This window comes from Capnocytophaga sp. oral taxon 324 str. F0483 (assembly GCF_000318315.2).
GTDB lineage: Bacteria > Bacteroidota > Bacteroidia > Flavobacteriales > Flavobacteriaceae > Capnocytophaga > Capnocytophaga ochracea.
Genome location: NZ_KB291527.1, coordinates 103656 through 117541 on the forward strand (window position 1 = coordinate 103656; position 13886 = coordinate 117541).

The 13886-nt window shown below is 40.2% G+C and carries 1 protein-coding gene; it reads left to right on the forward strand.

All coding sequences use genetic code 11. The annotated features are described in order from the left end of the window. Positions 1 to 1141 precede the first annotated feature (1141 nt). Positions 1142 to 13309 carry a T9SS type B sorting domain-containing protein gene (locus HMPREF9072_RS08075; protein ID WP_009411238.1) on the forward strand — a complete coding sequence of 4056 codons (12168 nt, stop codon included), beginning with the start codon at positions 1142 to 1144 and terminating at the stop codon, positions 13307 to 13309. Positions 13310 to 13886: the final 577 nt, after the last annotated feature.

A 13886-nucleotide genomic window follows, 5' to 3' on the forward strand; every position in this document is an offset into this window, starting at 1 on the left:
AGGAAATGAGGAAATGAGGAAATGAGGAAATGAGAGAATGGGGTAAATGCTAATAATGCCAATAATACTGATAATTAACTTTGCCAAAGTTTGAGATGAAAAAGCGATGTGTTGGGGAGTGTTAGGAGGATTTGTAAGGAAACGGAGATATTCGGAAGAGAGGAGGGAGGGATTTTGATGAAAAAAGGCTATGAGGAGGGTGGGGTTAGCTTATAGAGAGCTTATAGGAAGGCTTATACGAATCTTGGACGATTGGTATAGAAAGGGTGTATAAATAATTGATTAATAATATAATACAACAATAATAAAAATGGTAAAAACGGGGTTTCGAGGCGAAAGAAAGAGGAAGAGGTGATAGGCTTTAGGCCATAGGCAATAGAGAATAACATCCCCCTTTACACATACCCAGCTGTCGCTGGCTACCTTCAAAGGGGGAATGTGGCGACGGAAAGGGGAATTAGCAAATTAGAAAAATTGGAGATTAGAAAATTTGTTGTAGGAGTTTGGAGGGAATGTGCTAGAAAAAGAGGATTAGAAAATTTGGAAATTAGTTGGAGAGACTCAGAAAGACTTTTCTCTTTATTTACTTACTCGGCTACTACGGGTAACTCTCGAAGAATATAGGTGAGTGATTTTCAACTTTGCCAAAGGTCGTAGCACGACGAGTGAATAGAAATTTTAGCAAAGTATAGGACTCATTGGATAAGCATTGAACTATATAGATTGGATAGACATTAAACGAAGATGAATTTGATATAGAATACATAATATAAATAAGGTGATAAAAGTTTTTGTGTAAAAACTTCCAATTATCTGTGTAAAGGAGGTGAAAAAAGAGGGTGTTTTTTACCAAAATAGCGTCTTGGAAATGTTAAATTTTTGTATACAAAAAGTTAAAATATAGCTAAAAAATAGCGGACTAAAAGGGTGGATTGTTTTTCTTTTTCACAGTTGTATGTAATTAATAATGTTATAGTTGTGTAAGGTTTTTCCGTTGAAAGAGCGGGGTAGGGAAGGGGTAGACGAGTAACTTTTGTTTTAACATTCGCAATAAAAGAGTTTTGCTGTTTCGAGAAAAATATATACTTTTGTGCATTAAAGTATAGTGATACTATTGTTTCAAAATAGCATATATAGCATTATGAGAAAGTTTTTTCTAACAATTGTTTTTATAGTAATGACGGTCTTCGGGCTTTCGGCTCAAACACCGCTGAACTTAAACAACTTTAATGTTTCCACAACACCAGGGCAATGTGCCTCAGATGGAAAGATTAAGGTAACACTTCCTACTACTATGGGGCCTGTAGGTACCAAGTTGCAGGTAAAACTGGATGTACCTGGTGACCCGAGCGGTCGTACGTGGCCTATGGAAATAGGAGTGACGGGTAAAAATGAACACGAGTTTACTACGCTTAAAGCGGGTACGTACACTGTTACAATGGTGAATGTAGCTAATAACCAGAAATCTACTTTACCTAAAGTGGTAACGGTTACTTCTTCGTACGTACCACCAACTTTTAAAAGTTTTAAATCGGTACCGCCGTCTTGTACAGGGAAAGGTAATGACGGTAGCGTGGTTTTCAGTATACAGAAAGGAGCCAAGGGGCCTTTTAAAGTGCGCCTTACCAAAGGGGGTACTGAGCTGTATAATGTTACTCATAATGCTGTTGCGGGGCAAGACTTGGAAATCACTATTCAAGGAACTGATGCTAAACCGATTACTACGGGAGGTGGTTATGAGCTTACCGTAGAAGATACAATGAATGGAACTCCGAATTGTGGGGAAACCAATAAAACTACTTTTTCAGTAGCGGCTTCTTCATTGAATATTGACTGTATGGAGTTTGAACTCGACAATGAGAATTCAGGCATACGCGTAGGAGCTGATTGTAAGTTTAATTTTTCATTTCGTATAAAACGAAAAGATAATGTAGGTATACAACAAAGTTTAGAGAATGAAATTAAAGGGAAACCTGGCACCGCTGTTATAAAACACTATGACTCAGCAGGGAATTATAAAAATACTTATGATATTACCTCTTCTTATCGTACAGGAGCTCGCCCACAAAAATCCAGTGCTTATTCTTTTATTACCAATGATATAGCTGGAGTACATTTTCAAGAAGGAGATATTATCGAACTGATTATTAAGTTAGGGAAAACACCTATAGTTAAGAAGTTCAAACTTGATAAGGACTTAGTAAATGTTGTAAAGAACAAATTAAACCCTACGAACTCAAGAGATCCATTTATATATATGGATAGAGCAGGTTCGACAGCGATAGCAGCAGTGAACCGTTCAGACCTAAACGCTGACCCTACTAATCCTTGTCCTAACGGTTCTCCAGCTAAATATCTGTACGTAGAGGCTAATTGGAAAAAAATAGAATTGCCTAACCCAGATGTTGCTTCTGATAAGATATACTTTGGGTTCTATAACTGGCAGAACTTTACTCCAGCAGACTGGGTGAAAAATCCATCAGCAGCAGGAGCCAAAGGATTTTACTTTGAAATATACAAGTATATAGGTACAGGCGACCCCAGTTGGAATGCTACCTATACACAGTCAGAAATAAGCGACTCTACTAAATGGCAACTTCTTATACCAGGGACTGACTATACTTGGATAAACAATAACGGTAGTTTGTATGCCGATTTAACTTCGCAAGCTAATGGCTACTATAAGGTGAAGTTTAAAACTAAGGGAGCGGGAATTACTCAGTGCTATGAGCCAGAGCGTATTGTAAATATGACTCCTCTGCCTAATAAGATAGATGAGCGTTTTGACGGGATAGAAATTAATAGAGGGATATTTAAAGGTACTGTATCTATACGTAAATGGGTAGCAGGAAATCAATTTAATTATCCTATCACTGTGACTGTTGATTATTTAGACGATGGACACAGTGGTACTACTCGTACTTTTGACTTCCAAACCGCTTTGCCTTTTGAACCACTACACAAAGTAACGTATACTTTCCCTATGGTAAAAGAGGTGAGAAACCCTGATACCGCCAATGAAACGTATCGTTTTGAGTTTGGAGACCTTCCACCAGGTAGATATAATATTACTATTAAAGACCGTTGTGGCAATGAAGCTACCAAAGAACTCAACTTAAATACTCCGATGCAGTATAACAAAGATGAGGTGAAAGTAGAGCAAGGATGTGTGGGAGCGGCAAAGGTTTCGTATGAAATAGGAACAACTCCTGTGGGGACACTACGTTATGCACAATATACTTTATTAAAAAAGACTGCCACAGGCTATGACCAAGTAGTAGGAAGAAGCAATGACCATTCACACACCTTTAATAACTTATCAGCAGGAGAGTATCTGTTACAGTCTACTTATTTCTATTACGCACGTATAAAACAATTGTGGGATGTAGGGAAACCTTCACAAAGAGAACAGTACTTTACTAACCCAGCTGATTGTATTAATTTGTATAGTGCAATCCCTTCTCCTGATACTCATAAACCTTCTGACCCAGTGAATGATGGTACAGGAGCTTTTCACGTCAGTCGTGTGTACTTAACCGTGAGTCCTACTGGAGAGCTCAAACGCGATGTGGTGGGTACTTCGTGTAGTGCGGCATCGGGGACAGGACTTATAGCGGTGAACGTTACCAATCCTGAGTATATCCGTTATCCATTACAATTCAGTATTAAGAATACCGTTACAGGAGTAGAAACTAAATCGCCAGTATTTGGAGCTACTTCTACTGCTACGGGGTACGTATTTAAGAACGTACCAGACGGTACTTATGCTGTGACCACTTCTCACGCTTGTGGTGATTACCCTGATTCGGCTTTGGTAACGGCAAATAACTATACTTCACCAGGAGTTACCTATGTAGCAAGAAGCACGAACCCTTGTAATGGTGATGTGGTAGACCTTACCTTTGGTGGTTCGGCGCAACTCTTCAATATAGAGTGGTTCCGTATAGAAACTGATGCTACTGAAACTTTCTTGGGTAGTGAACAAACTATTAGTGATACGGTAACACGCAATACTCAGTATGTGGTGCGTTATAGCTTAAAAAATCTCGGGTTGTGTGCTACTAACTCGGGCAGTCATACTATCACTGTAAACTTTGCTCCTGACGCCATACCTCCTGTGATTACAGGTTGCCCATCGCAAAATATTGAAGTAACTGCAGTAGCTAACCAGTGTTACGGAATAGCACATTGGGGAGTGGTAACGGCAACCGATAACTGCCGTATAGGTTCTTGGAGTCAGACTCACCAAAGTGGAGAGCGTTTCCCGATAGGAACGACCTCGGTAACCTATGTGTTTAAGGATACCTCAGGTAATGCAGCTACTTGTACCTTTAACGTGGTAGTAAAATCGCGCGCTGTAGATATGGAGGTTACCAATGATTTTGTAGATGGTACAGGGGCTCCTATCAACCGCGATTTATCACTTACTGAGAACTTCAACTATCGCATTACTTATAGAAATAAAGGAACCGCAGGGGTAGTATCGTCGACCTTGGAGGTTACTTTGCCTAATCACCCTAACATTACCATAGGTACTCCTGATGTTACGGGGGCTTCCCTTACTATCTTCAAGCCTACCTTTACTAAATCGGGTAATGTGATTACTTTTACACTGCCTAAGCAAACACTTACAGCAGGGGGTAATGTGCGTACCATACTCATTCCTCTTACTCTAAAAGGAGAGTGTTCAGTAATCGGTAAGCCTTGTATGAATGTGTTGCAAGCTACTTACTCTTTAACTTACTCAGGAGGAACGGCAGCTTGTACTATTCCTGAACAAACTAGCACAGGCTCTAAAACTATTGCAATATCTACGCAAGAGTGTTCACGTACAGAGATTGCTTGTTCTGGCATAAATACACGCCTCACCGCTATTGATGGTTTTACTGCTTATAATTGGTATAAGAACGGTACACAGATACCAAATCCGTTAAACCATAATTATATAGAGGTAAGCGACCCTGCTACTTATAGAGTAGATAAATTGATGAAATGTGGTAATGTAACCTACACTACCAGTGAAGAAATAAAATTCATATCCAGCAATAACCTACCAGACCCTATCAGACCTCAAGCTAACGGAGGCGATGTGTGTGCGGGTAACAACTTATGGGTAAGTCACTTTATCTTGTGTAATCAGCCTTCACGTAATATAGTGGTGAACTTCCGCGATAGCAATATAATGTGGCAAAAGCTAAGAGCAGGCTCTTCGCCATCAAGCTTGAACTGTCCGAACTTAGATGATAGCGCTTGGGAAGATGTACATAACAACAATACTTTTGTTGCCAACGCACAAGGTCATTTCCGCTTGCGTGTGTCAGACAAGGATAACAACTGTGAGAAATACTTCTATTTTGATGTATTTACCAATTCACTTTCAGGTGAAATAATAGACTTTGCCAATGTAACCAGCTATCAGCAAGGTTTCATTACTATACGTATGGCTACGGCAGGTCTTGCTTATAAATATGTGTTGAAAAACTCAGCAGGCAATGTAGTGAACCAAAACGGACAAGCTTTTGTGATTACTACTAATTCAGAATATCGAGTGCCTATAACCATAGCCCCTGATACTTATACTGTTGAGGTTACTTCAACTGCTTTGCCAAGCACTTGTAAGGCAACCTTTATACAAAAAATAGAAAAACAAACTACTCTTACAGCCAAAGTAACTCCTAAGGCTTGGAAGAACTGTAACTCACTTACTACTCGCTTTGAAGCCGATGGAGGTAAGAATCCTTATCAGTTTGCTATTTGGAGTATTGACGGCGTAGTACAAAACGGCTATACTGACTACTCCGATGTACCTGCTTCAGCTTTCATAGCTACTATACCTGCGGGTAGTAGCTTTGTAGAGCGTGATATACATATAGACCAACCTGGTAGATATGTGTTCATAGCCAAAGATGCTAACTCAGCTTATGCTCTTACTGCTCCTGTGGATATTTATCCAGAAGGACTCTTAGGCTATACAATCAAAACTCGCGATATCTTGTGTGGCTTTGCTAATAACTCAGGACAGGTGTCTATTACTTATAACACACAGCAAAACGTGAAGTCTACCCTTTACAAGTTAGACGACACAGGAGCACGAGTACAAACTATAGGTACCAACTCTACAGGTTTCTTTAATAACTTGGAAGCTGGTAAGTATGAAGTAGAAATACAAATACAGTTATCTACTACTAATATATGTACTTATAGGAACCGCAATATTGTAATTAAAGATATAGAAAGCACTTTGCGTGCTTATGCAGGAGTGGCTGAGGATATCTCTTGTGATACTTCAAGTCCTACCAAAGAGTATATAGTACATATTAACAATGTGTCAGGAGGTACTGGTACAGGTTATGAGTTTAGTACTAATAATGTATCGTTTACTACCGTGCCTATTTTGCGTGTAGGCTCTACAGCAAGTGTGGTATATGTACGCGATAGTAATAAATGTACTCTTGAAATACCTATTACCATAAAACCAATAGTACCTGCTACCGTAAGTGCTTCTACTGTTACTTATGACTGTGAGGGTAAAGGTACCTTTACGGTAACTACTAACCCAGCAGGTAACTACGAATACGACATTGTAAAAGACGATGGTACCCTCAGCGAAACACGTACTTCTAATGTCTTTACATTAGACCCAGGTATTTATAGTGTTTATGCGCGGTATACACCGAAGACAGCTACGGGCACAACTCCTAATGTGTTGTTTAAAGAAGACTTTGGTAAAGGTAAGAATACTTGCGACTCTGAGTCAGTATTTATTACTTGTAATGCCAACGGTACTACTTTGGGTGATAACCAGTATATGATTACACGCCAAGTGCCTACTACAGGAACTTACTGGGTATCTACACCACCGTCAGACGCTTCGGGAGTAACCGATGGTCGCTATTTAGCAATCAACGGAAGTAGCCCTGATAATGACAATGGTATTGTTTACAAGCGCACGATTAGAGACGTAGTAGCCGGTCAAGAAATGAGTGTATCAGTGAACTTGTTCAACTTATTACCTGTTACTTATATAGGTGGTACTAACCCTAACTTGGTAGTACGCTTGTACAATCCTGGTAACCCAGCACAATACGTTGAAAGGTCATTAGGTGAACTTCCTCGTACAGGAGCTTGGCTTAATAAGAAAGTAACCTTTGCAACTACTGATATAACTGCTAATGCTTATATATTTGAGATTAGAAATATAGCAGCTGCTTCTACTGTGGGTAGTGATTTAGCAGTGGATGATATTGTGATTACACAACCTACTAAGATATGCCAAGTACGTGCTGAAGGTCTTTCAGTGAAGATTGACAAGAACAAAGGCTTTAAAGCACGTGGTACTACCTACGATGAAAAATGTGGCAAGAATGATGGTTCTATCTTCTTAACAGTTGATAATCCACCTTCTACATTTGTAATAGAATATCAAATAGCGGGTACTACTACTTGGACGAGTGTTACCCTTACACAGATTAATCCTACTCAAGGGGTCGCTACCCTTACAGGAATCCCAGCAGTAAATAATGGTACGTTATTGGTGCGTAAAGCTAATGAACACAGTTGCCAAACAGCCTTTAACTATACTATTAATAAACCTGTACCTTTAACAGTTACAGCAACGGTTACAGCTCCGTTGTCTTGCTTCAATAACTTTGCTACAGTACGCTTTACTGCCGAAGGAGGTGCAAGACCTTATAAAACATTCCGCTTTACTCCTATAACAGGTGCTACACCATCACAATCGAAACCGGCTGTAAATAACGAAGCTGACTTTAACTTACAGGTAGGTACTTATGTAATTGAAGTAGAGGATAACAATGGTTGTACAATGACGGCTACTCTTAATGTTCCAGCGCCTAAGCCATTGCAAATAGAAGTAGTAGACTTAGAACCTTGCTTTAAAGGTGGTGCTACAGGTCGTTTGCAAGTGAAGGTAATAAATGGCAATGGTAGCTATCAGTTTAGTAAAGACGGAGGCGCAACTTTTGAGTCCAGCGCTACAAACTTTATCATTTACGAAAACCTATCGGCTGGTGTTTATAACTTTGAAGTAAAAGATGGTGCCGACTGTCGTACAAGCACTTCTTATACTATAGATAACCCATTGCGTATGCAAGTGATCTCTAAAGCAGCTTTAACTTGTGTACCTAATAGCGAAGCTGAGTATGATATTACTTACTCTGGTGGTAAAGCTGGAGGTGCTCGTCAGTTCTTGTGGAGCAATTCACCTACTGCCAACTTTACAGTAGCAGCCCCTACAGGTATTGCTATTAGCCAGTCTGGTAATACTTATACTTTCAAAACTAAGATACCAGGTGATTACTACTTTAAGATACGTTACCAAATGACCAATGGTGACTACTGCGAAGTGATTTCACCTAAACAAGAAATCAAGAAAGATGCTCCTGCTTTTGTAGTTACGCCTACTGTTGAAGGTATTAACTGCGCAGGCGTTAATTCAGGTAAGATACTCTTCAATAATGCTAACATTTCAGGAGGAGTAGCTCCTTATACTATAGAGTTTAATAATGGTCTTACCACCGTTACACGTCCAGTAGGAGATATTACAGGATTAGCAAAAGGAATCTATACTCTTACAATTGTAGATGCTTCAAACTGTAAATCCGACCCATTAGGTCTTACTGTTACCGAAGTACCTGCAATGGTAGTCTCCGTTACCCATACTGACCTTGAGTGCTCTACTACGGGTACTCAGAAAGCTCAGGCAAGCGCTTGGGTGAATAAAGGAGGTACTGCACCATTCACTGTTACTTTAAATAAGAACGGCGTGGTGAATGCTACTCGTACTAATGTAGCTACTGGTTCAAGAGAAACCTTTATGAACTTAGACATTGGTAACTACCAAATAGTGGTAGAAGATGCTAAGTCTTGTAAGTATACTTATGACTTTGTCGTAAAATCCGACGCTAATGGCTTAGACGCACGAGGTACAGCCACCATAGGTTGTGCTGCCAACTCCGGTGAAATAGCTATCTCAGTATACGATAAGTCAGGAGGAACTATTGGTGCTAACCAATACATCGCCGTATATCGTGAAGGTATTACTCCTCCTTATGGAGCCACTACCAGTGTACAAGAAACAACTAATAACCCTCTTGGTGGTACCGATACTTGGTTCCACGGTGGTGCTGTGGTACCTACTCTCTTGTCCGATGGTAGTGTTAAAAACGCCTCTACTTACACCTTTACAGGTGTTACACCAGGGGTAACCTATACCTTTATCGTGTACGATGCAAGTAGCAAGTGTACCTTTATCAAGGAAGCTAATATACCTGTACCTACGCAATCGCACTTAGAAGCTACTATCACAGGTGTTGCTTCTACTACTTGTGCCGATGCCAATGATGGTAAGGTGTTCGTTCGCTTGAAGAACTGGACAAATCCAAATGTTACCTATCAAGTATTCCGTTATACACCTACTTATCCTTCATTAGGAACTGCTGTAGCGAGTGGTCCTGTTACGCCACCATTAACAGCAACTCCAGCAGTGGGTCAAGATATAGTAATACCAAATGTTCCAGCAGGTAGATATTTTGTCCTCTTTACTGAGGGTGGTACTAACTGTACACAAGGTACTACCAACTTTACCATAGGTAAGTCAGCATCTTTATTGACAATGACTGCTACGGTTACCCGTAAGGCAAACTGTCAAGCACCGCAACCACAAGGTCTCGGTAAGATAGTAGTAGATGCCACAGGTGGTACAGCCCCTTATCAGTATTACTATCACAATACAACTATATCAGCAGCACCTACCGGTACTGCCTTAGATAATGCCCTCATTACTTCTACTGATAACGAATCAAAAGACGTAGAAGCAGGTGTTTGGAAAGTATTTGTCAGAGATACTTCTGGCTGTTTGAGAGAAAACACAGTTACCGTAACCGTCGATTCTCAACCTTCTGTTGCCTCAATTACTGTCGATGACGCTTGTAGCGATAATACCGATTATCCTATTAGAGTGAAATTTAACAGCATAGGTATTGGTCAACATCAATACAAGATAGACGGTATTGTGAATTGGCAAAACATAACAGTAGCTACTGAAACTGTTTTACCAATACGCTTGGCACCAAATCCAAATCCGTACACCATCTCATTTAAAGATGCTAATGGTTGCGAAACTAGTACTACATTTAGAGTACACGAGATGATTAAGTTTGATGCAAGTCACTTACCATTGTTACCTTGTGGTGCTACTAATACAGTAACTATCAATGTAACTAATATCACAGGTGGTTCAGGTACTTATAAGTTTAGTCTCTACCGTGTGATTAACAAAGGTACTGCCAACGAACGTGCTGTACCAGTGGTTACAGGGGCTAATGTTACAGGTAATGCACACAGTGTAATAACCAATGGTGGTATAGGTAGTTACCTCATCAATATCTATGATGCAGCTACTTGGGGTACTCCTGCCGAATGTGCTAAGTCGTTAGACTTCGTAGTAAGACCTCCTGAAATACCTAGACTCGAAGTCCTTTCGGTTACTACACCTACTTGTTATGCCGAAACTGCTACCGTACGTATAAAAGCAAACCCTGTTGATGGTATTCCATATACCTTCACAATCACCGATAATGCAGGGGTAGCAGTACCAGGTGTTACTCAGGTTCTAAATGGTAATTATGTAACCTTTAATAACGTACCATCAGGTGCAGCCATCTTAGGTGGTGCTACCTACCGTATTACAGCTGTAAGTGCACAAGTTTGTTCATCAACCATTGAAGTAACGGTTACCTCTCCTGATGTAATCTCAACTACCAATGCCCTTAGCAAAAAAGAGTACACTTGCGATGCTGATACAGGTGAAGTTACTAATCCACAATTGCATTTCGATTTGAATAATGTAACAGGTGGTACTGAGTCTTATACACGTATTGAATACCGAGAGCTTGCCTCAGGCACCTTGCTCTATCAACAGCAAGTAACTCCGGGAGTAACCTCTTATAGCTACACCTTACCAAGCTATTTAACTACCGCTAATAGTTATTATGCACAGGTGTACGATACCAATGGTTGTAGTGCAACTACTACCGCAGTGACTATTTCACCTACACTTATGATGAGCAGTCTTACCGCTACTCAGTTACAAGCGAAAACTTGTAATGTAGATGAAAACATCTCTGTAACCCTCAGCACTACCACCGTATACAGTGGCGAACCTATCGAGTACTCAGTGAGCAAAGTAGGTTGGGGTACTATTACCGTAATACCTCCAGTAACGCTTAACTCACTCACTTATACATTCACCCTTACTGAACCTTACGCTTATGTGATAAGAGCTAAGAATATGATTACGGGTTGTGAGGTAAGTACCAACTATACCGTGCTCGATCCTAACACCTTATTGTTAGAAGCTAAGAACCCACAAAGGGTAACTTGCTACGGTGGTACAGGTTCTATTACCTTAGAACTTACCGATACCCGTCTCTCTGACGGCGACCAAGTGGCTAACGGATTTAGCTATACAATTTATCCATTGCCAGTAGGTACTCCTATTACAGGTAACTCTACAGGTGCTACCATAGTACACGCAGGCTTGCCAGCAAGCAAGTACAGGGTAGAAGCTATCTCGGCTATTTCAGGCTGTAAAGCCGAAACTACCTTCGAAATAGTACAAGCCGAAGCTCCTATAACTGTTTTTGCAAGAGAAACATTTAGTGTAACTTGTGATAATAATCGTGGTGAGATACTCGTAACCGTGTCAGGTGGTTGGGCTCCTTATACGGTCAATATACAAGGCGGTGCTATTACAGGTCAGAAAACCATAGCTCTCAATGGCGATAGTGTATTATTCTCAGGATTGGTCGGTACTCCTGGTGGTGTAGTAACTTACACTATTACTGTTACCGATGCGTGGGGCTGTTCAGTAGCTTCAGGTACTACTCAGGTAGGCTTAAAAGCACCTGACCCAATTACCGCTACTGTTTCCGTAACTCGTCACGTTACTTGTCAGGGAGATACTGATGGAGAGATTACTATTGATCCATTGAGCATAAGAGGAGGATCAGGACGTTATCATTATACAATTATAGATTCTCACTATAACTTTAGGACGCAATCAGATACTACATTTAGGAACTTGCCTCCTGATACTTATACAGTCGAAATAATGGATACTTGGGGCTGTTTGTTCAAAAAGGAACAACTAATAGTAAAAGAACCTAAGCCTATCGTAGTGAATGTAACCGATTCTAACTTGCTTGTATGCCACAAAGGTAACGATGCTTGGATAGAGTTCACCGTTGATGGCGGTCGTCCTAACTACGACATCGCTATAATGAAAGAAGGCTCTAACGTTCCTGCACATACCGATTATGCTACCTCGTCAGCAACCGTAATCCGCGCTTCTAACTTAACCGAAGGCAATTACGAGATTGTGGTAACCGATAGCGTAAGCAGTACAACCAACAGCTGTGTGATGTCGCCTACTTATAAGTTTAGCGTTTACTCAGCTCCTGACCTCGACCCAACTACCGAGCAAGGCTTCAGTTGTGATAATAACGAGTTCACAACCTGGATAGAAGTACGCTTCAAAGACGAAGTAGATTTCAATAAGATAACCTACAAACTCAATGGAGCTACTACACCACAAACCTTCTCGCGTAACAACGGTGTGAATGTCGGCTATATCGACCAGAACAGGTTTAATATGAGTATAGCAACACAAACCTTAGAGATTATCTATACCGATGTCCATTCAGTTACCGGAGCTGTTAAGCAATGTACTCAAATGGCTACCAAATCAGTAACTGTGATAGAGTATCGCCAGTTGAACAATATCGTGAAATCACCTACTACCGTTATCAATACACTACAAGTAGAAGGTGTAAACGGTGTGAAACCTTATCGTTATGAGTTCAATGGCGAAGATTACGATACCAATAACGTCTACGAATTGAGAATGAACGACCGTGAGTACACCGATCCAGTAAGCGGTAAGAAACTCAAAATAGTAGATGTAGTAGTACACGATGCAGCAGGCTGTACGTTCTCCAAAACGTTCTATGAAGAATACTTCGATGTATTCATACCGAACTTCTTTACTCCTGACGGCGATGGCAATTACGATACGTGGGCACCACGCAGGGTAGATAAGTATCCGTTCATCCGTACTACTATTTACGACCGCTACGGTCGTCGCCTCAAAACCCTTAGAGCAGGCGAAGAATGGGACGGTAAGTACGACGGTAGAGATATGCCAACAGGCGACTATTGGTACCTCGTAGAACTTAGCAACGAACACGATACTCGTACCTTCAACGGTAACTTTACACTATATCGTTAAGATTTGTTTGCTTCATAGGTTATACATTAATTAATATTTATTTCAAAAGGGCTATCCGCTAAGGGTAGCCCTTTTTCATTTCTTAAAAATTTTATTGCTATCCCAACTGTAATGGTCATTGTATTTTCCTTCACTTTATTTATTACCTTTTGCCTTTTGCCTTTTATTTTTATCTTATACAATCCCCATTTGCTAATTTCCTCATTCTTTCATTTTTTCACTTCTGGTATTATTGGCTTATTTTGGTATTATCAGTTTTATCCCCTATCTTATGCATCATAATTAACGTCAGTTACAATTTATTCATTACTGTTCCGTGAAATTCCTCAGCTTTAGCTGAGTAATCCGTGAAATTTGCGCGAGACTTCCAGGCTTGCTACCTATTTGTTTGATTATTTTAAGATTTGTAAAATTTCTGTAGCGTAAGCTACACTTTTCTCTTACACCAATCTCACATTAACTTAAAACACTATAAACTCAATTAATGTTCGATTATAATTTAATTAATCGTTATTGTAGAGCCACTATAAAACCACTATAAAACCACTGTAGAGCCACTGTAGAGCCACTGTAGAGC

Bases quoted from the DNA above. Each gene is read 5' to 3' on its own strand.
- HMPREF9072_RS08075 (WP_009411238.1), top strand. From the start codon at position 1,142: ATGAGAAAGTTTTTTCTAACAATTGTTTTTATAGTAATGACGGTCTTC.